This is a genomic window from Nocardioides massiliensis, from assembly GCF_030811215.1.
Lineage (GTDB): Bacteria > Actinomycetota > Actinomycetes > Propionibacteriales > Nocardioidaceae > Nocardioides_A > Nocardioides_A massiliensis.
In genome coordinates, this window is the sequence record NZ_JAUSQM010000001.1 from 1,670,421 (window position 1) to 1,693,762 (window position 23,342).

Annotated in this window: 21 protein-coding genes and 1 pseudogene; 12 read left to right on the forward strand and 10 right to left on the reverse strand. The window is 70.8% G+C overall.

Annotated features, from left to right (window positions below; all coding sequences use genetic code 11):
- Positions 1-5 precede the first annotated feature (5 nt).
- Positions 6-1,322: an MFS transporter gene (locus J2S59_RS08295; protein WP_306825000.1), complete on the forward strand. Its 1,317-nt coding sequence runs from the start codon at positions 6-8 to the stop codon at positions 1,320-1,322.
- Here the strand turns inward: J2S59_RS08295 and J2S59_RS08300 are convergent.
- The 4 genes from J2S59_RS08300 to J2S59_RS08315 are packed head-to-tail and all read right to left on the reverse strand — an operon-like array spanning position 1,306 to position 4,841.
- Positions 1,306-2,718 carry an MFS transporter gene (locus tag J2S59_RS08300; protein WP_306825001.1) on the reverse strand — a complete coding sequence of 471 codons (1,413 nt, stop codon included), beginning with the start codon at positions 2,716-2,718 and terminating at the stop codon, positions 1,306-1,308. The genes J2S59_RS08295 and J2S59_RS08300 overlap by 17 nt on opposite strands.
- The gene (locus tag J2S59_RS08305; RefSeq protein WP_068120036.1) at positions 2,699-3,169 is read right to left on the reverse strand and encodes a nuclear transport factor 2 family protein; all 471 of its coding nucleotides are present in this window, start codon (positions 3,167-3,169) and stop codon (positions 2,699-2,701) included. The genes J2S59_RS08300 and J2S59_RS08305 overlap by 20 nt, the downstream gene beginning before the upstream one ends.
- The gene (locus J2S59_RS08310; RefSeq protein ID WP_306825002.1) at positions 3,166-4,002 is read right to left on the reverse strand and encodes a TIGR03619 family F420-dependent LLM class oxidoreductase; all 837 of its coding nucleotides are present in this window, start codon (positions 4,000-4,002) and stop codon (positions 3,166-3,168) included. Before J2S59_RS08310 ends, J2S59_RS08305 begins: the two co-directional genes overlap by 4 nt.
- On the reverse strand, positions 3,999-4,841 hold the full coding sequence (locus J2S59_RS08315) for an SDR family NAD(P)-dependent oxidoreductase (RefSeq protein WP_306825003.1): 843 nt from the start codon (positions 4,839-4,841) through the stop codon (positions 3,999-4,001). The genes J2S59_RS08310 and J2S59_RS08315 overlap by 4 nt, the downstream gene beginning before the upstream one ends.
- Positions 4,842-4,950: 109 nt before the next feature.
- Between J2S59_RS08315 and J2S59_RS08320 the strand changes: the two genes are divergently transcribed.
- The gene (locus J2S59_RS08320) at positions 4,951-5,712 is read left to right on the forward strand and encodes an HAD family hydrolase (RefSeq protein ID WP_068121722.1); all 762 of its coding nucleotides are present in this window, start codon (positions 4,951-4,953) and stop codon (positions 5,710-5,712) included.
- Positions 5,709-8,255 (forward strand): glycoside hydrolase family 65 protein, encoded by a 2,547-nt coding sequence (locus tag J2S59_RS08325; RefSeq protein ID WP_068121720.1) that lies wholly within the window; start codon positions 5,709-5,711, stop codon positions 8,253-8,255. The genes J2S59_RS08320 and J2S59_RS08325 overlap by 4 nt, the downstream gene beginning before the upstream one ends.
- On the opposite strand, the gene J2S59_RS08330 is transcribed toward J2S59_RS08325, so the two are convergent.
- Entirely contained in the window at positions 8,252-10,225 is a 1,974-nt protein-coding gene (locus J2S59_RS08330; protein WP_306825004.1) for an oxidoreductase, read from the reverse strand. The two genes, J2S59_RS08325 and J2S59_RS08330, sit on opposite strands and share 4 nt — an antisense overlap.
- Entirely contained in the window at positions 10,222-10,836 is a 615-nt protein-coding gene (locus J2S59_RS08335; protein WP_068121437.1) for a TetR/AcrR family transcriptional regulator, read from the reverse strand. Before J2S59_RS08335 ends, J2S59_RS08330 begins: the two co-directional genes overlap by 4 nt.
- Positions 10,837-10,934: 98 nt before the next feature.
- On the opposite strand from J2S59_RS08335, the gene J2S59_RS08340 reads away from it, so the two are divergent.
- On the forward strand, positions 10,935-12,023 hold the full coding sequence (locus tag J2S59_RS08340; protein ID WP_068121440.1) for an NAD(P)H-dependent amine dehydrogenase family protein: 1,089 nt from the start codon (positions 10,935-10,937) through the stop codon (positions 12,021-12,023).
- Here the strand turns inward: J2S59_RS08340 and J2S59_RS08345 are convergent.
- Positions 12,013-12,702: a type 1 glutamine amidotransferase gene (locus J2S59_RS08345; RefSeq protein WP_306825005.1), complete on the reverse strand. Its 690-nt coding sequence runs from the start codon at positions 12,700-12,702 to the stop codon at positions 12,013-12,015. The two genes, J2S59_RS08340 and J2S59_RS08345, sit on opposite strands and share 11 nt — an antisense overlap.
- Before the next feature lie 85 nt (positions 12,703-12,787).
- Between J2S59_RS08345 and J2S59_RS08350 the strand changes: the two genes are divergently transcribed.
- The 6 genes from J2S59_RS08350 to J2S59_RS08375 are packed head-to-tail and all read left to right on the forward strand — an operon-like array spanning position 12,788 to position 17,894.
- Positions 12,788-13,798, forward strand: coding sequence for a zinc-binding dehydrogenase (locus J2S59_RS08350; protein WP_181641534.1), 1,011 nt, complete (start codon positions 12,788-12,790; stop codon positions 13,796-13,798).
- Between the two features lie 32 nt (positions 13,799-13,830).
- Entirely contained in the window at positions 13,831-14,403 is a 573-nt protein-coding gene (locus tag J2S59_RS08355) for a hypothetical protein (RefSeq protein ID WP_068117270.1), read from the forward strand.
- 21 nt (positions 14,404-14,424) lie between these two features.
- Positions 14,425-16,026, forward strand: a complete 1,602-nt coding sequence (locus J2S59_RS08360) for a peptide chain release factor 3 (RefSeq protein ID WP_068117267.1) — start codon at positions 14,425-14,427, stop codon at positions 16,024-16,026.
- Positions 16,027-16,074: 48 nt separating this feature from the next.
- Positions 16,075-16,572: a DUF2975 domain-containing protein gene (locus J2S59_RS08365; RefSeq protein WP_068117264.1), complete on the forward strand. Its 498-nt coding sequence runs from the start codon at positions 16,075-16,077 to the stop codon at positions 16,570-16,572.
- Complete coding sequence (locus J2S59_RS08370) at positions 16,573-16,776, forward strand: helix-turn-helix domain-containing protein (protein WP_068117260.1); 204 nt, start codon at positions 16,573-16,575, stop codon at positions 16,774-16,776. It begins immediately after the preceding gene.
- Positions 16,773-17,894, forward strand: a complete 1,122-nt coding sequence (locus J2S59_RS08375) for an NAD(P)/FAD-dependent oxidoreductase (RefSeq protein WP_068117257.1) — start codon at positions 16,773-16,775, stop codon at positions 17,892-17,894. The genes J2S59_RS08370 and J2S59_RS08375 overlap by 4 nt, the downstream gene beginning before the upstream one ends.
- 143 nt (positions 17,895-18,037) lie before the next feature.
- Here the strand turns inward: J2S59_RS08375 and J2S59_RS08380 are convergent, their stop codons facing one another.
- From J2S59_RS08380 to J2S59_RS08390, 3 genes are all read right to left on the reverse strand, one after another.
- A complete protein-coding gene (locus tag J2S59_RS08380; protein WP_370871479.1) occupies positions 18,038-19,417 on the reverse strand; it encodes an IS1380 family transposase in 1,380 nt (459 codons plus the stop codon).
- A gap of 484 nt (positions 19,418-19,901) precedes the next feature.
- Positions 19,902-21,344, reverse strand: a complete 1,443-nt coding sequence (locus J2S59_RS08385) for an HNH endonuclease signature motif containing protein (RefSeq protein ID WP_306825006.1) — start codon at positions 21,342-21,344, stop codon at positions 19,902-19,904.
- Between the two features lie 404 nt (positions 21,345-21,748).
- Entirely contained in the window at positions 21,749-21,931 is a 183-nt protein-coding gene (locus J2S59_RS08390) for a hypothetical protein (protein ID WP_068123137.1), read from the reverse strand.
- A 121-nt stretch (positions 21,932-22,052) separates the two neighbouring features.
- Here J2S59_RS08390 and J2S59_RS08395 point away from each other — a divergent pair, with 121 nt between their 5' ends.
- Positions 22,053-22,514 carry a DUF2254 family protein gene (locus J2S59_RS08395; RefSeq protein ID WP_181642409.1) on the forward strand — a complete coding sequence of 154 codons (462 nt, stop codon included), beginning with the start codon at positions 22,053-22,055 and terminating at the stop codon, positions 22,512-22,514.
- Between the two features lie 58 nt (positions 22,515-22,572).
- Positions 22,573-23,309, forward strand: a pseudogene (locus tag J2S59_RS08400) (DUF2254 family protein); the annotation flags it as partial.
- Between the last annotated feature and the right edge of the window lie 33 nt (positions 23,310-23,342).

Genomic DNA, 23,342 nt, shown 5'->3' on the forward strand with positions numbered 1-23,342 from the left:
CGCAGGTGACCCGCGACGACTCCCGCCGTACCTCCATGCTCCTGGGGTTGCTGTTCGGGCTCGCCGGCATGGGGTCGTCGTCGGCGTCGATCGCCCTGGTGCCGATGGCGGCCGACCTCGACGTCACCGTCGGTGTGGCGACCTGGGCGATCAGCCTCTACATCCTGGCACTGGCCATCACCACCGCCCTCTACGGCCGGATCGCCGATCTTGTCGGGGTCCGGATCCCGCTGCTCGCTGGGGTGGGCCTCATGAGCCTGGGTGCGGTCATCGCGGCGCTCGCCCCGGCCTTCGAGATCGTCGTGGTGGCCCGCCTGCTGCAGGGCATGGGCGCTGCAGCCGTGCCGACGCTGGGCGTCACGCTCCTCACCACGAGGTACGACGGCCCGATCCGTGGCGTCGCCCTCGGACGGCTCGCGGGCGTCTCGGCGGCCGTCACCTGTGCGGGACCGCTGATCGGTGGCGCCGTCGACCACTTCATCGGCTGGCGTGCGGTGATGATGCTGCCGGTGCTCGGCACCCTCGTCCTGCCGTTCCTGCTGCGCTCGCTGCTCGGCGGCGGCAGTGGCGCGACCCTCGACCTGCTGGGCGCCTTCCTCGTCTCCGTCACCGCGGGCGGAGTGATCCTGGTCGTCCAGTCACCCTCCACGGGCGTGGTGGTCGCGCTGGTGGGGCTCGCCCTCATGGCGGTCGGCACGCCGAGCGTCGTCTGGCGCGTCCGCCGACAGCCCCACGGGTTTCTTCCGCGCGCCGTCATCAGCAACGGCCCGCTCGTGCGCAGCGCGATCGCGGCGGCCGCGATCCCGGCAGCCTGGTTCGCACTGCTCGTCGCGCTGCCCGCCGCCCTGATCGAGGAGGGGTGGGAGACCTGGCAGATCGGTCTGCTCCTGATGCCGGCCGCGTTCATCGCGCTGCTGATCCCGCCGGTGACCGGCCGCCTGATCGACACCTTCGGGCCGTTCCGCACGATCGCCACCGCCTGCGCCGTCGCCGCCACGGCGCTGGTCGCGACGGGGCTCGGCGTCTACTTCGTCGCCCCCGCGCTGCTCCTGGCCGCGATGATCCTGACGACCGTCGCGTTCGGCGTCGGTCAGCCGGCGATGAGCGCCGCGGTCGGCGAGGCCGTGAGCCTGGAGGTGCGCGGCATCGCGCTCGGCGTGGCGACGCTGCTGTTCATGGTGGGCGGCTCGATCGGGTCCGCGGTCGTCGGTGGGCTCGGTCCGGTGCTCGGCGTCCCGCAAGCACTGGGTGTGATGGTGCTGTTGCCGCTGGTCGGTCTGGTCGCGATCGGGCGGCTGGCCCGGGTCACGCACCTGCCCTGAGCGAGGCCGGCGGTCGGCGGGTGCCGATCACCAGCACGACCACGATCGCGACCAACCACACGGCGGCGTTCACGAGCGACGCGACGACGAAGCCGTGCTCGGTCGGGACGGTCCCGCCGCTGCCCAGCGCCAGCACGGTCACGCCCAGGGCGCTGCCGGTGGAGAAGCCGACGTAGCGCAGGACCATGTTGAAGCTCAGCGCGCTGCTGGTCTCCGCAACAGGCACGGTGCGCACGAGCAGCGCCGGGATCATCGCGAAGGTGAACCCGCTGCCGACTCCGGCGATGCCCATCGCCACCAGGGCCTGCCACACGTGGTCGTGCGCGAACGCAAGCATGAGCACCGAGGCGAGGTAGAGCGCGCACCCGATCGGCAGGAGGCGTACGGCGGGGACGTAGCGCCCGGCCCACTGCGAGATCCGGGTGCCGACGACAGCGGTGAGGGAGTACGGCACCAGCATCAGGCCGGCGACCAGCACCGGCTGGTCGAGGCCCCAGCCCGCAGGCGTGCGGGTCTGCACGAGCACGATCACCAGCGCCAGGGACATATACATCCCCGTCCCGGCCAGGATGACCGTCACGTGTGGGCCGAGCGCCGGGGTGCCGAAGGCCAGGCGCAGGTCGACCAGCGGCGACGGCGAACGCAGCGTGAGCCAGGACCACAGGGCCGCCCCGGCGATGCCGAGCGTGAAGAGGGCGACAGTCCGGAGGTCGCCCCAACCCCAGCTCGTGGTCTGGTTGATGCCGAGCAGGACAGCGAGCGTGCTGCCGCCGAGCAGCAGCGCCTCGAGCGGTTGCACGCGCGGGGTCGGGCCGCGAGGGGCGCGGGGCAGGGTCCGCCACGCCAGCAGCAGAGTGCCGGCGGTGAGCACGACGCCGAACCAGAACGCCGCGGGTACGCCGCCGAACTGCGCGACCGAGGCGGTCAGCGGGTAGCCGAGACCGGCGCCCACGACGCCGGCCACCGAGAGCATCGGGATGACCCGTTGGGCCTTCTCCGGGGTGAACACGTCTCGGGCGACCGTCATCGCCAGCGGGGTGAGGGCGATCCCGAGGCCCTGGACCGCGCGGCCCAGGATCAGCGCGGGCAGCCCCAGCTGGGGGACGGCAGTCGCGAGCGCGGCCAGGGCGGTGCCGGCGACCACGACGGCGAGCCCGATGAGGATCACGGGACGGCGGCGGTGCGCGGCGGCGTACCTCCCCAGCAACGGCGTCGAGACCGCACCCACCAGCAGTGTCACCGTCAGCGTCCACTGCGCGGAGCCGAGGGAGACGTCGAGCTCGTCGGCGATCGACGGGACGAGCGGTGCCCCGAGGCTGGAGACGATGCCGGTGACCGTGGTCAGCAGCGCCAGGGCGAGGACCAGCCAGCGCGACTCAGAGGGGGAGGAGGTCACGCGAGCTCTGTGAGCCGTCCAGCTGGCGCGAGATCCGGTGCTTGATGCGCCAGGCGCCGCCGTCGCGGACCAGCTGGAACCGGTGCACGCTCCCGCGGGCGACCCGCCACCCCTCCTCGCCGTTGAGGACGAGCAGCGAGTCACAGACGGCCTTCGCCTCGTCGCCGGCGACCTCGACCCAGACGGGACCGAGGAAGTGCACGCTGCCGTTCGTGATCAGCCGCTGGTGGGCGTCGCTCAGCACCATCGCGTGGATGTCGGCGCGCGAGCGCATCGCCCAGCCCTCGACGTCGTACTCGCCGTCCTCGGTCCACAGCTGGCCCACCTCGTCGGCGCGACCGGCGTCGACGAGGGGGCCGTAGGAGGCGATCAGCTGGGTGATGGCGAGCTTGTCCTCCGCCAGCTGGAGGCGGTGCTCGAGGGCGTCGAGGCGGGCAGCGAGGTCGGTCATCGGTCCTCCAGGTCCTGGGCCAGGGCGGCGAGTGCGGCCATCTGCTCGGCGTAGTGGGCGGCCGAGTCGGCGTCGACGGTGCAGGTGGCCCGCGTCGCACCGACCTCCTGGACCGCGCGCAGCTTGCGCAGCGCGGCCTCGGGGTCGCCGAGCGGGTCGAGGGTGCCGCCGGGGGACAGCACGACCTCGAACCCGTCGGGAAGGTCGAAGCGCGCGAGCATCGCGGCGAGCTCGTCGCGGCCGAGGCCGAACGGCATCCAGCCCGTGCCGAGCTCGACCGCGCGGCGCAGGGACCGGACGGTCCGGCCGCCGACCCAGACCGGGACCGTCGTACGCGGAGAGGTCGGGTCGTAGCGCATCCCGTCGACCGATGACTGGCCCCACACCTCGCGCAGCCGGCGCAGATCGGCGTCGGCACGGGCGCCCCGGTCCTCCCACGGGGCGTCGAGCAGGTCGAACTCCTCCTTGAGGGATCCGACGCCGACGCCGAGCACGACCCGGCCGTTGCTCAGCAGGTCGAGGGTGCCGTAGCGCTTCGCGATCGCCTCAGGGCGGTGGTAGCCGAGGACCAGCACGGCCGTGACGAGGTTGATCCGCTGCGTGTGGGCGGCGAGGAACGACAACGTGGCAAGCGGGTCCCAGTAGGTGCCACCGCGAGTCGCGGCCGCCTCCTCGGGTACGGCGACGTGCTCGGCGCAGGTGAGGTAGTCGATCCCGGCCTCGTCGGCGGCGCGGGCCACCGTCACGACGTCCTCGACGCCGGCGGTCCGCTCCCACGCCGACGCGACGGCGGGGACCTGGAAGAGGGTGGGCGTGGCGATGCCGATCTTCACTTCGATGCCTCTGCCCCGTGCTGCGTTGAGCCTTCCATCAATTGCCGCATCCGCCTGTCGGCACCCGCCACGAGCTTCGCGCGCTCGTCGACCGCGCTGCGGATCCGGGCGCCCTCCTCGTTGCCCTCGGCGATCACGACCGGGCCGTGGCCGAGGCTGGCGAGCCCCTGCCGCGCCACGTCGGCGGGGTCGGAGGCGTGGAAGCCGGGGGCGTCGAAGTTCAGACCGACCCGCTCCATCGCCGGAGTGCGGGTCACGCCGAGCACGAGCTCGACCACGTCGACCCCCTGCTTGCGCAGCTCGACCCAGACGCTCTCGGCGAAGATCCGGCCGAACGCCTTCACCCCGCCATACACGGAGTGCCGCGTCGAGCCCATGTAGCCGGCCATCGACCCGATGAGCAGGATCCCGCCGCGACCGCGGTCCCGCATCGGCCGGCCGTAGTGCTGCACCAGCGCCATCTGCGTGGTGATGTTGAGCGTGATGACCTGGCCGAACGCCTCGAGGTCGCCGTCGAGGAACTCGGCGCTGTGGGTGTTGGCGCCGGCGTTGTAGATGAGCAGCCCGACCTCGAGGTCGTCGGTCACCGCCGTCAGCTGCGCGACCGCGTCGGGGGCGGTGAGGTCCATCGCGATCGTGCGTACGTCGACACCCCGCTCGCGGCACATCGCCGCGGTCTCCTCCAGCGGCTCGGGCTTGCGGGCCAGCAGGACGAGGTGGACGCCGGCGTCGGCGAGCTGGGTGGCGAACTCCCGCCCGACCCCTTCCGAACCACCGGCGACGACCGCCCACGGTCCGTAGCGCTCGCGCAGCTGGCCTGGGTCGGTCGCGGCGGTCATGGGCTGCTCCTTCGTCGGTGGCGTCGCTGCACTGTAGGAGGAAGCAACGTGGGTCACACCCGAGGTCTCAGTGAGTGGGGAACCACCGGTCACCGCCTACGCTTCGGGGGTGACTGTTGACCCTGCAGCCCTCGCCTGGGCCGACCACGACGCCGTGCTCTTCGACCTCGACGGCGTGGTGACCCCGACCGCCGAGGTGCACATGCGCGCCTGGGCGGAGATGTTCAACGCTTTCCTCGCCGATGACACCGTGACGGGCGGCGGGGACCGTTCGCCGTACACCGATGACGACTACTTCGCCCACGTCGACGGCAAGCCCCGCTTCGACGGCGTGCGCGACTTCCTGCGCGCGCGGGGGATCGACCTGCCGGAGGGTGGGCCGGAGGACTCCGCCGACGTCCAGACCGTCCACGGCCTCGGCAACCGCAAGAACGACGCGTTCAACGCCGTGCTCGAGCGCGACGGTGTGACGGCGTACCCGGGCTCGGTGCTGCTGCTCGACCACCTGCGCGACCTCGGGCTGCCGCTGGCAGTGGTGTCGTCGTCGGCCAACGCACCGTCGGTGCTCGAGGCCGCCGGCCTGGCCGACCGGTTCGAGACCGTCGTGTCGGGCGCGGTCGCGGCCGAGCTCGGCCTGCCCGGCAAGCCGGCCCCCGACACGTTCGTGCACGCCGCCACGGTGCTGGGTACGACGCCGGAGCGCGCGGTCGTCCTCGAGGACGCCGTCTCCGGCGTGCGCGCCGGAGCGAGTGGCGGGTTCGCACTCGTGATCGGTGTCGACCGTGGTGCGGGCGCCGCTGTGCTCACCGACGCCGGTGCCCACCTGGTCGTGGCCGACCTCGCCGAGCTCGTCCCGGGGGAGGACCGATGAAGCGCTGGCTCGGCTCCGGCGAGCCCGTCGACCGGGGTCGCTTCCCGGTCGACCCGTGGCGGCTGGTCGAGACGGCGTACCGCTCCGAGGACCTCGGCACCACCGAGACGGTCTTCGCCGTCGGCAACGGCTACCTCGGCATGCGCGGCAACCCCGAGGAGGGCCGCGACGCCTACGCCCACGGCACCTTCATCAACGGCTTCCACGAGACCTGGCCGATCCGGCACGCCGAGGCGGCGTACGGCTTCGCGCGCACGGGCCAGACGATCGTCAACGTCCCCGACACCAAGGTCATCAAGTTGTACGTCGACGACGAGCCGCTGATCCTGGGGACCGCCGACCTCGAGCACTACGAGCGCTCGCTGGACTTCCGGGACGGCGTCCTGCGCCGCGAGCTGATCTGGCGCACGCCGGCCGGCAAGCGGGTGCAGGTCGTCTCGACCCGGATGGTGTCGATGGCCCAGCGCCATCTGGCGATCATGACCCTCGAGGTCACGATGCTGGAGGGCGATGCGCCGATCGTCATCTCCTCGCAGATCCTCAACCGCCAGGACGGCGAGGACGAGTACCACGTCCGCGACGCCGCGATGGGCGAGGGATTCGACCCGCGCAAGACCGCGACCTTCGAGGAGCGCGTGCTCGAGCCGATGGGTCACCAGATCGATGAGGACCGCATGTGGCTGGGCTACCGGTGCGCGCGGTCCCGGATGACGTTGGCAGTCGCGGCCGACCACCACCTGCACACCAAGGACGAGACCGAGGTCGTGACCTCGTGTGAGGAGGACCGCGGCAAGGTCGTCTTCCGGATCGAGGCGACCGAGGGCCAGACCGCCCGGCTGGAGAAGTTCGTGACCTACCACAGCTCCGCGGGCGTGCCCGTGCGCGAGCTCGTGGACCGCTGCGACCGCACCCTCGACCGCGCCGCCCGGCACTCGGTCGAGCACTTCCATGCCGAGCAGCGCGAGTGGTTCGCCCGCTACTGGGAGGTCGCCGACGTCGAGGTCGGTGGCGGCAACGCCATGCAGCAGGCGGTGCGCTTCAACCTCTTCCACCTCGAGCAGGCCACTTCGCGCGCCGATCAGCAGGGCGTCGCGGCGAAGGGCGTGACCGGCTCCGGCTACGAGGGTCACTACTTCTGGGACACCGAGATCTACGTCCTTCCGTTCCTCACCTACACCCAGCCCCACAACGCCCGCAACGTGCTGCACTTCCGCAGCCGTATGCTGCCGGCCGCCCGCAGCCGTGCGCGCGAGATGGCGCAGTCGGGGGTGTTGTTCCCGTGGCGCACCATCAACGGCGAGGAGGCCTCGGCCTACTACGCCGCCGGCAGCGCCCAGATGCACATCAACGCCGACATCGCCTATGCGTTGATGCAGTACGTCGGCGCCACCAACGACACCGGGTTCCTCGTGCGCGAGGGTGCCGAGCTGCTGGTGGAGACCGCGCGGATGTGGTCGGAGCTGGGCTTCTGGCGCCGGCGCAACGGTGACGACCCGACCTTCCACATCCACGGCGTGACGGGGCCGGACGAATACACGACCGTCGTCAACAACAACCTGTTCACCAACGTCATGGCGCGCTTCAACCTCGAGCGCGCCGCGATCGTGATCGAGCGGATGCGCGTCGAGCACCCGACGGAGTACGCCGCCATGGCGCGGCGGCTCGAGCTCACCGAGTCCGAGCCCGAGCTGTGGCGCAAGTGCGCCGAGGGTATGGCGATCCCGTTCGACGAGGGACTCGGCATCCACCCCCAGGACGACTTCTTCCTCGACCGCGAGGTGTGGGACCTCTCCCGCACCCCCGACGAGCTGCGGCCGCTGCTGCTGAACTACCACCCGTTGGTGATCTACCGGTTCCAGGTGCTCAAGCAGGCCGACGTGGTCCTGGCGATGTTCCTTCAGGGCGACCGCTTCACCCCGGAGCAGAAGAAGGCGAACTTCGACTACTACGACCCGATCACCACGGGGGACTCCACCCTGTCGGCGGTCGTGCAGTCGATCGTCGCCGCCGAGGTGGGCTACCACGAGACGGCGATGGAGTACTTCCGCAAGGCGCTCTACGTCGACCTCGCCGACCTGCACGGCAACACCGTCGACGGCATGCACATCGCCTCGCTCGGTGGCGTATGGAGTGCGCTGACGTTCGGCTTCGCCGGCATGAGCGACCGCAACGGCCGGCTCACCTTCAACCCCCGGCTGCCCGCGGACTGGTCGCACCTGCGCTTCCGCATGACCTGGCGCGGCTCGCGGCTGATCGTGCAGGTCACCCAGGACGAGCTGGTCATCGAGGTCGTCGAGAGGGGCGAGGAGGAGGTCCGCGTGCGGGTGCGCGGCGAGGCCTACTCCGCCGCCGTCGACCGTCCACTTCGGGTGCCGCTGCCCGACCAGGGACCGCGCATCGACGGCCTCATGAGCAACGTCCCGCAGACCGGCGGCACCCGCGCCGACGGCACCACGATCACCGCCGGCGTACCCGAGCCGATGGTCGTCGAGGAGCTGGCCGACGAGGACCTGCCACCGCCGGAGCTGGCCCAGGGCGACTAGCGACCCGCGGGCGCCAGCGCCAGGACCAGGTCCAACGCGGCCTGCGTCGCGGCGTTGATGGCGCCGGGGCCGGCAGCCTCGCCGATGACATGGATCCGCACGTCCGACGGCAGCGCTGCCCGCAGACTCGCCACCAGCGGGTTGTCCGCACCCACGCGGGGCCGCACGTCGATCACGGTGTCGGCCTCGACCTCATGGGCGTCGTACGCCGTGCGCAGCAGCAGGTGGCCACCGGCGTCCAGGTAGTCCTGGATGTGCCGGTGCCGCCCGAGCGCGCCGAGCTCGGGACCGACATACCGCTCCGGGCTCACGAGGGTCGTCTCGCGCCCACGGGCCCGGCAGATCTGGGCGATCCGCAGGGCCGCGATGCTGGTGCCGAGGACGAGCACGCGTGCGCCGACGGTGTCGTCGTCGTCCTCCAGCCACGACGCGAGCGAAGGGACGTCGAGGGCACCGGCGGGGTGGTCGATCGTGGACCAGTCGCCGCCGGTGGCGAGGACGACGTCGTCGTACCCCTGGGCGGTCGGGGCGCGCAGCTCCTCGCCGAGGCGCAGCTCGACGTCGGTGTCGGCGAGGGTACGGCGCAGCCACGCCAGGTAGTCGGCGAGTGGGCCGTCGACGGCGGCAGCCTGCCGCAGCATGCCGCCGACCTCGGTGGCGCGCTCCAGCAACGTGACGCGATGACCCGCATGGTTGAGCCGGATCGCTGCCTCCAGGCCAGCAGGACCTGCGCCGACGACGAGGACCTGCCGGGGGCGCGTCGGGGTCGGAAGCGGCTCCGCGTCGCGGCCGAGCTGCGGGTTGACGGCGCACCGCACCGGTGTGCGCAGCGCGATGTTGCCGATGCAGGTGTACTGGTAGATGCACGGCCGGACCCGGTCGCCCTCGCTGTCGGCGAGCTTGCGCGGCATGTCCGGGTCGGCGAGCAGCCGCCGCGCGAAGCCCACGAAGTCGCCCGTGCCGTCGGCGATCAGTCCGTCGGCGGCGGCGGCATCGTGGCGGCCGTAGGTGATCACCGTGGCACCGGTCTCGCGCCGCAGCTCGGCGGCGAAGCGGGGGAGGTCCTGCACCCGGTGCGGTGCATAGGAGTCGGTGGCCGAGGTCGCGACGTCGGTGTTGGCGTACGCCGTCAGGTGGATCGCGTCCGCACCGGCAGCGAGCGCGCGCCGCGCTACCTCGCTCTGCTCGTCGAAGGTCTCGCCCACCTCGTGGTGATATTCCCTGCTGTTGAGCCGGATCCACACCGGATAGTCGGGACCGACCGTCTCGCGGACCTGCCGGATGACGGTGAGCAGCACCCGGGTCCGGCCGTCGAGGTCCCCGCCCCAGCCGTCGGTGCGCTGATTGCGCGGTGTGAGGAAGGAGTCGATGAAGTAGCCGTGACCGGCGTGGATCTCGACGCCGTCATAGCCGGCCCGCTGGCAGCGCGCGGCTGCGTCGGCGTACCGGCCGATGATGCGGACGATGTCGTCCTCGTCCGCGACCTTCTGCTCGAGGTTGGCACCCGGGGTCAGCCAGGCTTCCGCCATCGCGGTGGCCTCTTCGCGGGGAAGCATCCGACCGACCTCGTCGGGGTTCGGGAACGGCTGCTCGAAGGCCACGACCCGCGGGTTGCCCTGGAGCATGTCGTACTGCGCGTAGATGCCCATGTAGTTGAGCTGGGCCGCGATCTTCGACCCGTGTGCGTGCACTGCGTCGGCGAGACGGCGCATCCCCGGCAGGTAGCGGTCGTCGGAGATCGCCTGCATCTGCGGGTGGTTGACGCCCTCGGGATAGGCCACCTGCGCCGTGCCGATCAGCAGCAGTCCGGCGCCGCCGCGCGCCCGGGCCTCGTAGAACGCGACCTCGGTGTCGCTGACCGAGCCGTCGGGGTTGCTCAGCAGGATGCCCATCGGGCACAGGACGATCCGGTTGCGCAGCTCCATCGAGCCGATGCGGCCGGTGGAGAGCAGGTGCGGGTACGGGCTCATGCGGGGCTCCCGGTGGTCGTGGTCAGCAGGCGTCGCAGGTGCGCGACGAGGTCGTCGACGAGAGCGTCGGGTTCGCGGTCGTAGCCGGAGTCGACCCAGTCGGCGAGCCAGACCTGCAACGCGGAGATGATCATGCCGCGCGCGATCGCGGGTCGGAGGTCGCCCAGCTGCCCGGCGGTGACTGCGGCGCGGACGCCGGCGTCGATCGTGCGCATGCCGGCGGCCCACGCGGTGGCCTGGTCGGCGGTGGTCCCGGTGCCGTAGAGCCAGCCCGAGGCGGTGCGCAGGTTGAGCTCGAGGTAGGTGGGGTGGTCCGCGAGGTAGGAGACGGCGCCCGCGACGCCGGTGAGGATGCGCTCCAACGGCTGGTCGGTCGCGGCGATGCGCTCGTCGACCCGGGCGCGCAGGTCGGTGTTGCGACGCCGGTGCAGCTCGTTCCAGACCTCCTCCTTGCCGGGGAAGGCCTTGTAGAACGTCGCGAGGGAGACGCCGGCGGCTCGCGCGATCGCGGTGACCTTCGTGTCGGCGTACCCCTGTTGGGCGAACTCGCGCTCGGCCGCGTCGAGGACGAGGGCACGGTAGAGCGCGTGGCGTTCCTCGACGAGGGTCATCGCGCCTCCTGCGCTGAATCGCTTGACCGGGTAGGGCAGAACGGAGATTCTGTGACGCAGAACATACATTCTGCGGACCGCCAGCGCGAGGAGTCGCCATGTCCCCGTCCACCCGCCCGATCCGGATCTTCCAGGTCGCCACCGGCAACGTCGGCTCCGAGATGATCAAGCGTCTCGGCCCCCACCCCGACCTCGAGCTCGTGGGCGTGCACTGCTACACCCCCGACAAGATCGGCAAGGACGTGGGCGAGCTCGCCGGGATCGGCCCGCTCGGCATCACGGCCACCGGGACGGTCGAGGAGATCATCGCGGCGCGCCCGGACGTGGTGACGTTCCACGGCGTCTTCCCCGACGAGGACCTTTACGTGCAGGTGCTCGAGGCGGGCATCAACGTCGTCACCACCGCCGACTGGATCACCGGCTTCCACCGCGACACCAACCACCCGCACCCGTCGGGGCGGCGTACGAGCGAGGTCCTGCAGGAGGCCTGCCTCAAGGGTGGGTCGACGTTCTACGGCACGGGGATGAACCCCGGCGTCAACCAGATCATCGGGATCGCCTGCACCGCCGACGTGGCCGACATCGAGAACGTCACCACCATCGAGTCGGTCGACGTGTCCTGCCACCACTCGGCCGACACCTGGCGCGAGGTGGGCTACGGCCGACCGGTCGACGACCCCGAGCTGCCGGGAATGCTGCGGAAATACACCGAGGTCTTCGCCGACGCTGTCTACCTCAAGGCCGAGGCGTTCGGGCTCGAGCTGGACGAGGTGGTCTTCGAGGCCGAGCTCGGCGCGTGCACGAAGGACGTCGACCTGGGGTGGTACCAGCTGCCGAAGGGATCACTGGGCGGGTCCTACGTGAAGTACGTCGGGATGCTCGACGGCGTCGCGCGCGTCGAGACCCACCTCGAGTGGCAGATGACGCCCCACACCGACCCGTCGTGGGACATCAAGGGCTGCTACATCACGCAGGTGAAGGGCGACCCGTTCATCTACAACAAGCACATGGTCTTCCCGGCGGCCGGCGTCGACCTGTCCGACCCGTCGCAGTTCGCGAGCCTCGGGATGACGGTGACCGGCATGCCCGCGCTGCACGCGATCCGCTCGGTGGTCGCCGCGCCGCCGGGCATCGTCACCAGCAACGACCTGCCGCTGCGGGCGTTCGCGGGGCGGTTCAAGCTCTAGCGGTCAGCCAGGAGACTGCGGCGTCGGTGAGCAGTCGGGCGCGCTCGCGGCTGGCGGATGCGGCGGCGGCGACCTCGGCGATGACTGCTTCGGCGTCGACACCGATCGCGCGTGCGGCCTCCGCGTCACCCCGAGCCCACCGTGCGAACGTCGTCGGCACGACCTCGGGGTGGAACTGCCACGCCAGCGCCCGCGCGGCGCGGGAGGTGTCGGCGATTGCCTGGGGGCCGACGTCCGTGCGGCCCAGCACCCGTGAGGTCGGGGGCGCGACGAAGACGTCGCTGTGCGACTGCGCCCACGGTCCGGGCGGGCAGAGGGTGGGGTCGTCGGTCTCGACCTCGATCAGGCCGATCTCCAGGCGCGGGCCCCGGTACGACGTCCCGCCGAGTGCGCGGGCGAGCAGCTGCGCGCCGTAGCAGATCCCCAGCACCGGTACGCCGGCATCGAGGCTCGCGCCGATCGTCGCCGCCTCCGCCTCGACGACGGCTGCCTGCGCCGGGTCGTGGGCCGAGCGGACCGAGCCGAGCAGCAGCACCAGGTCGTCGGCGGCACCCAGCGCCTCGCCGGTCAGCTCGTCGCGGTCGACGTAGGAGACGCGCTGCGCGACCTCGCGCAGCCGCTCGACGACGTACCCGCCCTCGCGGTCGGTGTCGTCGGCCACCACCCAGACGTTCTGCACGCCGCGATTCTCCCGGACGTCATACGCCCCCGAAGCAATAGGTCCCGGAACGTATGACGTCGTGGCGGCGCGGTACCGCACCCGCATGCTGCGCCTCGACCACGGGATCGGCCACACGTTCGGCCACGAGTTCGTCGGCGTGGTCCACGAGGTCGGACCGTCGGTGCAGCACCTGAAGGTCGGCGACAAGGTCATGGTGCCGTCCAACATCTTCTGCGGCACCTGCTACTTCTGCGCCCGCGGGCTCTACTCCAACAGCCATAACGTCAACCCCAACGCGACGGCCGTGGGCTCGATCTACGGCTACTCGCACACGACCGGTGGGTACGACGGCGGGCAGGCGGAGTTCGTGCGGGTGCCGTTCGCCGACGTCGGGCCCAGCCTCATCCCGGACTGGATGAGCGAGGACGACGCGGCGCTGCTCACCGACGCGGTCGCGACCGGCTACTTCGGCGCTCAGCTCGGCGACATCGTCGAGGGTGACGTCGTAGTGGTCCTGGGCGCCGGCCCGGTCGGGCTGTTCGCGGCGAAGTCCGCGTGGCTCATGGGAGCGGGGCGGGTGATCGTCATCGACCACCTCGACTACCGGCTCGCCAAGGCACGCGACTTCGCCCATGCCGAGACCTACAACTTCGCCGAGCACGACGACATCGTCGTCCTGCTCAAGCGGCTGACCGAGGGGCTCGGCGCCGACGCGGTCATCGATGCCGTGGGTGCGGAGGCCGACGGCAACCTCCTGCAGCACGTCACCTCGGCCAAGCTCAAGATGCAGGGCGGCTCGCCGGTCGCGCTCAACTGGGCGATCGACGCGGCCCGCAAGGGCGGCACGGTCTCGGTCGTGGGCGCCTACGGGCCGCTGTTCAGCGCGGTGAAGTTCGGCGACGCGCTCAACAAGGGGCTGACGCTGCGGATGAACCAGTGCCCGGTGAAGCGCCAGTGGCCGCGGCTGTTCGAGCACGTGCGCAACGGCTACCTCAACCCCAGCGAGATCATCACCCATCGGATCCCGCTGGAGCACATCGCCGAGGGCTACCACATGTTCTCGGCCAAGCTCGACGACTGCATCAAGCCGATCATCGTCAACGACGCCGCCTGACCGACCGCTCCCGTCGTACGCCGGAGGACCCCATGCCCTACACCGCCGCCAAGCCCGACCTCGTCCCCAGCAGCGAGGAGCTGCGCGCCCGGATCCCCGGGTGGGGTGTCGACCTCGATCCCGCCGACCGGCCCTCAGTGCCGCGGATGCGGGACCCCGAGCCGGCTCCCGGCGCGCACTGGACATTGCCCGAGCAGCAGGAGGAGCGCTGGCCGCGGGAGCGCTCCATCGAGCACATGCGCCTCACGCCGGCCTTCGGCACGAGCTGCCCGCCCAAGGGGTTGTCGGGGGTGATCCGCAAGGCGGCGTACGCCCGCTACAGCGAGGCCCGCGCCGCGCATTGGCTGTTGCTGATGCTCGGTGACCGCGTCGACATGGTCGAGAGCGCCGTCACCTCGGCACTGCGCGGACGACCCGACAACCCCATCACCGAGACCGGGATCCTCAGCGAGCCGCGTCGGCACGGCATCTCCTCGAGGTTCGGGCGCAATCGGGCCGACGTCAAGCACCAGTGGCTCGACCCGGTGATCGTCGCGGGCCCGTGGGTGCTGGCCGGGTGGGGTGCCGTCCGCGCCGCCCGTCGGCTGCGCCGGGGTGCTGCCTGAGGTCCCAGTAGAGTCGGAGCAGTGCCCGACCTCCCCGACACCCGGCCCCGTCGTACCTTCGCCGTCATCAGCCACCCCGACGCCGGCAAGTCCACGCTCACTGAGGCGCTCGCGCTGCATGCCGAGGTGATCTCGCGGGCCGGCGCCACCCACGGCAAGGCCGGCCGCAAGGGCACCGTGTCGGACTGGATGGACATGGAGCAGGCCCGCGGCATCTCCATCACCTCAGCGGCGCTGCAGTTCGCGTACGGCGACCACGTGATCAACCTCGTCGACACCCCCGGCCACGCGGACTTCTCCGAGGACACCTACCGCGTGCTCAGCGCGGTCGACTCCGCGGTGATGCTCGTCGACGCCGCCAAGGGTCTGGAGCCCCAGACGCTCAAGCTGTTCCGCGTGTGCGCCCAGCGCGGGCTGCCCGTCATCACGGTCATCAACAAGTGGGACCGACCCGGGCTCGACCCGTTCGCGCTGATGGACGAGATCGAGCAGCGCATCGGCCTGCGGCCCACCCCGCTGACCTGGCCGGTCGGCATCGCCGGCGACTTCCGCGGCGTGCTCGATCGGCGTACGGGTCGCTACATCCGCTACACCCGCACGGCCGGTGGCGCGACCCGCGCGCCCGAGGAGCACCTCGAGCCCGACGCGGCGGCCGCGGCCGAGGGCCAGGACTGGCACGAGGCCGTCGAGGGCGACGAGCTGCTGAGCGCCGACGGGGCCGACCACGACCTGGCGGCCTACCGCGCCGGGCGCACGACGCCGGTGCTGTTCGCCTCCGCCCTGTCGAACTTCGGGGTGTCCACCCTGCTCGACCTGCTGGTCGACATCGCACCTGCGCCAGCGCCGACGCCGACCATCGACGGTGGTGAGCGCGCGGTCGACGACGACTTCAGCGCGTATGTGTTCAAGGTGCAGTCGGGGATGGACGCCTCGCACCGCGACCGGCTCGCCTACGTGCGCGTGTGCTCGGGGGTCTTCGAGCGCGGCATGGTCGCCACGCACGGGACGACCGGACGGCCGTTCGCCACGAAGTACGCCCAAGCGGTCTTCGGCCGCGAGCGGGTGGTGGTCGACCGAGCGATGCCCGGTGACGTCGTCGGCCTGGTCAACGCCTCGGCGTTGCTCGTCGGCGACACGATCTATGCCGGCCGGCCCGTGCGCTACCCGCCGATCACGAGCTTCGCGCCCGAGCACTTCGCGGCCGCCAGCGTCACGGACACCCAGCGCTGGAAGCAGTTCCGGCGCGGGATCAGCCAGCTCGACGAGGAGGGGGTCGTCCAGGTGCTGCGCTCCCCGGCGCGCGGTGACCACAACCCGATCCTCGCTGCCGTCGGACCGATGCAGTTCGAGGTCGTGGTGGCGCGGATGGAGGCCGAGTTCGGCGCCGCCGTGCGGCTCGAGCAGCTCGGCTACACCGTGGCCCGGCGCGTTGAGCCGGAGCAGGCCGACGAGGTGCGCGGCATCCGCGGTGCTGAGGTGCTCGAGCGGCGGGACGGCACGCTCCTGGCGCTCTTCCCCGACGTGTGGCGCGTGCGGTCGGCGCTGCGGGCGGCCCCCCATCTGCAGCTGCACCCGCTGCCGGCCAGCGGGGACATCGAAGCCGACATGGAGTACCGCACCTGATCGACCTGCGATAGAGTCCTATCGAAATTCGATAGGAAGGCATCGCGAATGAATCGATGGGTGATCGGTGCGCTGCGCACCGTCCTGGTGCTGGCATTGCTTGGCTCGGTGTTCGTCCAGGCAGTGATGATCCCGCTGGCGGCCGCCGATCTGCGTGGGGAGGGTGGCGAGCTGACCCGGCTGTGGTTCCCCCTCGTCGCGATCGCCTTCTGCCTGGTCGTCGTGCTCCAGGTCTGCGCGGTCTGCGTCTGGCGGCTGCTCACGATGGTGCGCCGCGGGACGGTGTTCACCCCCGCGTCCTTCCGCTTCGTCGACGCGATCATCGTGGCGATCGCCGTGGGGGCCGGGCTATTCTTCGCGCTCGGCTTCGTGCTCGCGCCGGGCGAGGAGGTGGCGCCGGGCATGGTGCTGCTGATCGGTGGGGCCGGCGGGGTGGTCGCCGGCATCGCGCTCATCGTCCTGGTGATGCGGATGCTCCTCGCCCAGGCGGTCGCGCGCGACGCCGAGGCTCGGGCCATGCAGGCCGAGCTCGACGAGGTGATCTGAGTGCCGATCATCGTCGACATCGACGTCATGCTCGCGCGCCGCAAGATGCCGGTCGGCGTCCTGGCCGAGCGCGTGGGCATCACGCCGGCCAACCTCGCGGTGCTCAAGAACGGGCGCGCGAAGGCGGTGCGGTTCAGCACGCTCGAGGCGATCTGCGAGGTGCTCGAGTGCCAGCCGGGCGACATCTTGCGCTTCGAGCCATGAGGGCCGACGTCCTGGTCGTCGGTGCCGGGCTCGCTGGGCTGCACGTCGCGATCGAGCTCGGCCGGCGTGGCCACGAGGTCGTCCTGGTCGACCGTCGCCGCGACCTCGGGGCGGCCATCCGCACGACCGGGATCTTCGTGCGCAAGACCCTCGACGACTACGCCCTGCCCGACGACCTGCTCGGGCCACCCATCCGGCGGGTCGTGCTCTACCCACCGTCGTTGCGCCGGCCGGTTGCCCTCGAGAGCGACCGCGACGAGTACCGCGTCGGCGACATGGCCGGTCTCTACCGCCACCTCGTCGCCGAGGCCACCACCGCGGGTGTGGAGGTGGTGCTCGGCACCCGCTACGTCGGGCGTGCCGGTGCCGACGCGGTGCTGGACGGTCCGGGCGGCGTACGGCAGGTGCGGGCGACGTACGTCGTGGGCGCCGACGGCGCGCGGTCCCGGGTCGCCGCCGACCTCGGGCTCGACCGCAACGAGCGCATGCTGGTCGGGGCGGAGGAGGTGTTCGCGATCGAGTCGCACGCCGGCCCGCCGACGTTCCACTGCGTCGTGGACCCGCGGCTCGCGCCGGGCTACCTGGCGTGGGTCGTCGACGACGGCCGGCACGCCCACGTCGGGGTTGCGGGGTACGCCGCCCGGTACCCCGACGGCATGCGTGCGGCCCTGTCGCGGTTCGCCAGTGGTCTTGGCGAACTCGCGCCGCTGGTAGCGGTGGGGGAGGTCGAGCGCCGCGGCGGGCCGATCCCGGTGGGCGGCGTGCTGCGCCGGATCGCCTCGCCGTGCGGGCTGCTGGTGGGGGACGCTGCCGGAGCGGTCTCACCGCTGACCGCCGGCGGCCTCGACCCGTGTCTGCGGCTGTCGGATCGGGCGGTCGACGTGCTCGACGACGCGCTGCGCACCGGCAGCAGCGACCCGCTGCGGCACTACGACGGCGCCCCGCTGCGCGCGAAGTTCCGCGGCCGGCTCACGATGCGACGCGGGCTCGCGGCGGTGCGTACGTCGGCACTCGCCGAGGCAGCATTCGTCGGCCTGCGCACCGCGCCGGGTCGCGCTGCTGCGACGAAGGTGTTGTTCGGCGATCGGTCGTTCCCCGGGCAGGTTGCCGCTGACTGAGCCCTGATCCACCGACGTTGTTTCTGTAGTGGTCGTTCTCGGCGCTGGCGGGTATCGCGGCGTCGTGGGCGTGCGGGACCTGCCGGTCTACGCCGGTTCTTCCACTTCAGGGTCCTCGGTTGCGCCCGTGCTGGGCTGGATGGTCACGTCGTGGCGGGTGTTGGTGGTCCGGTCGCGAGCGCGTGGAGGGTGTCCCACTGCTCTGCCCAGGGCCATCGGATCGGGAGGTGCAGGATGAGTCGGCGGCCGGTGGCCGCGATCCGGGCGGGGATGTTGATGATCCGCTTGCGCAGGGTCGCCCATCGGACCTTGGCCATGTTGGCGGCGACGGCGGTGGCACGGGCGATGTTGAACGCGATCACTGCGAGCGCGACCCACGCGGCGTTCGCCGCGTACTTCCCCGACGGCAGGTGCGCCAGGGCGCCGTCCTTGAGTTCGGCGATGACCTGCTCGACGATCGCGTGGTCACGGTGAGCCTGGTCTGCCTCAACGATGTCGAGGGTGGAGTTGGTGATGAACGCGTGGTGCCGGTAGCTGGCGAACAGCTCACCTTGTTCGGTGCCGTCGCCGGCGAGGGCCTGGAGCCGCTTGACCCGGCGCACAACCAGCCGGCAGGCCACGTGCTCGGCCTTGCGGCGGCCGGTGAACGCCACGAAGGCCACCTCGGCGACCTCCGCGTCGGAGATCCAGCGCTGCTCTGTCTCCTCCCAGATCGCGTTCGGATACTTGATCGGTGTCCATGCTTCTTGGTCGATGCCGGTGATTGCGGCGCTCACGCTGGGGGTCATCCGGGCGGTCACGGAGAACCAGGTCTTCGCGCGGATCGCGGTCCCGACGAAGGCCCATCCGTAGTAGGCCGAGTCGGCCCGGCACAGGATCGGGCCCTTCACGCCCGATGCACGGGCGGTGCCGATGGCCTGGGCCAGCAGCCGGCCGGCACCCGCTGCGGACGCGGTGTTGCCCTTGCGTAGCCGTGCCCGAGCGATCACGGGCGCGCTCAACGGCGTGGAGACCGTGGCGAGCTGGATGTTCAGCCCCCGCACCCGGGAGTAGCCGTAGGCGGCGCCTTGCTTGGCATAGCCGTGGACCTCGCGGATCGTGTCATCGACATCGATGAACGCGGTCTCCTCAGCGGCATCGCCGCCAGCGACCAGTCCTGGAACCCGGTCGGCGAGGCCGGCCAGGAGCCGGCCACCGACCGCGTCGAGCTGCTGCACGTGCCCGTGGGTGAAGGAACGTAGGAACGTGCCCAGCGTGGAGGGTGCCCGCACCCCGCCGAACAGCCGACCCATCCCGCCGTGCCGGAGTAGGTCCAGGTCATCGATGCTGTCTGCGCCCGCGAGCATCCCGCCCACCACGCTGGTCGCCTTCGTCGCCGCATTCGGCGAAGGCACCGTCAGTCGCTGCGCGAGGAGATCGTGCAGGCCGGCCGACTCGGCCAACCGAAGCGCCGGAACCAGACCTGCGGCCGACACCAAGTTCGGATCATCGAAGACGGGCCTGATCGTGTGAGAGGCTTTCACTTACGAGGTGTCCCTTGCTCGGCCCGGAATCGTGTGTGTGGTAACTCCGATTCTCTCGCCCAGCAAGGGCATTCTCGTTCTACGCCACGCTCAACTCTCCACCCATCGGTGGATCAGGGCTGAGGGGTGTGGGCATACCGGTACGCCCGCGCGGCGTACTTGGTCGGGTACTCGTCGTTGGTCGAGCTCGTCGAGACCAGCGCGGGCGTCGGGCGGGATCGCTAGGTGGGCGGGTCGGTGCCGCCTGACCCGGTGTACGACGAGGGAGTCATGGAGATAGATCTCCATACCCGGCCCGATGACGCGTTGCGCACTGGCAGCAGCGACCCGTTGCGGCACTACGACGGCGTGCCGCGCCAAGGTGTTGTTCGGCGATCCATCGTTTCGGGCGCAGCTTTGCCGCTGGTTGAGCGGTGTGGGCATGCCGGTACGCCCGCGCAGCGCTCTCTGGTTTCGAGAAGGCGCGGGCGTCGGGGCAGGGTCGTTAGGTCGGTGGGTCGGTGCCGCCGGTTCCGGCGTAGGTGATGAGGAAGTCGTGCAGGTAGATCTCGATGGGTGACGGTGCGGGAATCACTCGGAGATCGTCGAGTTCACCTGGTGCGTCACCGTCTCGGACGGGTCGCCCCCACCGGTCACACCAGGCATAGGTGCCATCTGACCGGCGCTGGTAGCTCCACCCCATGTGGGTCTTCAACCGGTGATGTGAACGGCAGAGTGGCGCCAGGTTCGCCAGACACGTCTGGCCGGGTGGTCCGCCTTCGTCGAGTGGGATGTAGGGGTCGATGTGGTCGGCGTCGCAGGCTCGGGCGGTGGTGGTGCAGCCGGGGAACACGCAGGTGGGGTGGCGCAGGATCATCGCCTCGCGCATCCACGCGGGCGGGTCGTGCTGGTCGACTGCTTGGTCGGTGTTGGTGTCGATCACCGGACGGACGTTGATGCGTGCGGATCCGACGCCCCCAGGTCGCGTGAGCCATTCGCCCATCCGCGTGAGCGTGATGGGTCCGAGCTTCTCGATGCTCGCCCCGTGGTCGATGTCGCTGCGGGTCATCACCGCGAGGTCCGCGAGGGTGCAGTGGACGTAGATGTTCGCGACCCGGCTCGTCGTGCCCGGCGCCTTCGTATTCGTGGTCCCTTCCGCGCTGGTGCCGGGGAGGGTGCCGTTGAGGAAGTCCATCGCGAGCTGCGGGTCGAGCAACGTCCCAACCGCCTTCGCGCGGCGCGCCTGGTGATCATCGGTGTCGCCAGCGGCCTTGAGTCCTGCGGCGATGGTGTCGAGGGTCCGGTCCAACAGCTCAGCGTCGGGGGCGTCGAGGTTCATGTGCACCCCACGCAACAAACCTTGGCAGGTGTCGGGGTCCAACCAGACCCCACGGCCGTCCTGCCGACGTTCCTCCCGCTTGGCGAACAGCTCGAGGTCGAATCGCTTGATCGCCTCGTCCACCAGCTGAGGGATGGCGTTGTTGGGCTTGCGCTTCTGCTGAGCGTGCACGAGCTGCGCATCGACCCAGGCGGCGGCTTCGAAGCTCAACGTGCGGGTCTCCTTTGCCACCACCCGGACCCGCCACGCCTCGGTCTTCCCCTCGACCATCTGTGCCCATAGACGTGGGAGGCGGTGGGCGATCTCGATCGCATCACCCAACAGTTGCCGCGCTGATTGCAGCGTGATCCGCAAGTGTCCGGACAGCTCGCTGGCGGCGTACTCGCTCAGGATCGGTGCACCCTCACCGGCCAGCGCCACCATCCGCTCCGGTTCGTGCTTGAACGCCGCGTGATCGGCCATGATCTGGTGGCTCTCGTAGAGCCCGGCGAGGTGGTTGGCGATCAGTAGGTCGTCGACCTCAAGCCGGTCCCGCATGGCACGATTCGAGCGCAGCGTTTCCCAGGCTTCGGCCTTGCCGAAGTTCTCCAGGTCGCCTCGATCGAGCATGGTCATAGTCTCCCAGGGCCCACCGACACTCGCCGGTTGTGAAGGTTCGTCGAGTGCCCCGAACGAAGTGAGGGGTGTATCGAGACGGCCGCGGTTGACAGGGAAAGTCCCGCTCCTGGTCTCGATACACCGGTCTCGGCTAACGCCTCACCCGGCACTCGACCACCGACATGACGGCACGCACCGGTGGCGCCGGTGCGGTCGTGATCGTGGTGGGTGAGCATGTTCAGATCATCCCACCCAGGACCGACAGTCCCCGGGTCTCGACCCCTCGACAAGCTCAGGACATCGCTTCGCTCGACCGGCATTGTTCTTCGTTCGTCGAGTGTCACTCGAACATCGGGTGATGTGTCCCGCCAGGGCGACCGAGCAGGTGACGGAAGAAGGCCTGTCCGTCCTGGGGGTCACCGCTGAGAGCACAGACCTCCGCCGCTGATGTCGAGGCAGTGCGCGGCGAGCTCGAAGGTCCGGGCGGGCAGGTAGTCCCGCAGTCGCATCCCGCCCGCAGCGGTGGTGACCAGCCGGCCCGCGGGCGCGGTCGCGAGCGCCGTACGCGCCGACTCCACCTCCCGCACGACCACCGGCATCGGATCGTCGACCGCGACGGGCGGTGGCGCGGAGAGGTGCAGGTGTGCGCTGATCCTGGGTACGGCAGGGGCACGCCGTCGCTGCCAGGCGGTCCGGATGCCGTCGAGCCCGCTGCTCGGAATGCGGCTCTCGTCGTTGCGCTACCGGTTTCGGGAGAGCCTGCTTCAGCTGCCGATGCTGATCGTGCTCGGCGGGCTCGTGCTGGCCGAGGTGGTGCCGCGGCTCGACGACGCATGGGGTGAAGCCACGGACACCCCGGTGACGCTGAGCATCAACAGCAACGCCGCCACGTGGCTTCTCAGTACGCTGGACGGGGCGATGATCACCACGCTCGGTGTGGTGTTCTCGTTGACGGTCGTGAGCCTGCAACTGGCCAGCAGCCAGTTCTCGCCGCGGGTGATGCGCTCGTTCGTGCGCGACCGGTTGAGCCAGGTCGTCATCGGGCTCCTGGTCGCCACCTTCGTCTACTGCGCCGTGACACTGCGCGAGATGGACGCGGTTCCGGCCGAACCGGCGCCGTCGCTGACGTTGACAGTCGCCGTGGTCCTCTCCGTCGTGACCGTGGCGCACCAGCTCGGGTGAGAAGGCCTGGCAGGGGGACCCGCCGCACCACCCGGACCGTGAGGATGTCCTCGTCGTACGAGCGCGGCGGGGAGGTCGGGTGACCCAGGCGTCGAGCGAGGAGACGTTCGCGGTCATCCCGGCCGACAGCACGCTGCGACTGGAGACCCGCACGGGTGCCTACATCCACGAAGGTGAGCTCCTGGTCACCGTCGCCCCGCGTCCGGAGAACGCCGAACGCGTCGCAAAGAAGCTCACCTCGGCCGTGGACGTCTCCGACACGCGCACGATGCAGCAGGACGTCGACTTCGCGCTGCGTCAGGTCGTCAACGTCGGGTTAAGGGCGCTCGGCTCGGGGGTGAACGACCCCACCCCGCGGTCGAGGTCGTGCTCCGGGTCGGGGGACTGCTCCGCCGGCTCCTGCTCGCCGACCTTCCCCTGCCCGCCGTGGCCGGCCCGGACGGCCGGGTGCTGCTGCGTCCGTGGGAGCTCGACCACGAGGAGTACGTCGACCACGGGCTCGATCAGCTGCGTCAGAGCGCCTCCGAGCAGCCGCAGGTGCTGGCCGCACTGCTGCGGACGATCCGGATGCTCGAGGACCATGTGACAGCCAACGGCCGCGAGGATCTCGTGCCGGTGCTGGACCGTCATCGCCATCGGTTGATCGCGGCGATCCGCCACGGCCCCCTGCCCTCCGGCGATCGCGACGACCTGCTGGAGATCGCCGAGAGCCGCACGGACCCCGCCGACCACGCGCCGCACATCGAGGGCCGCAGGGACTTCGGACCCGGATATTCGGGGCATGTTGACCCGTGACGCCGCGTCCCGCCTGTGCCATGGTGGGCGCAG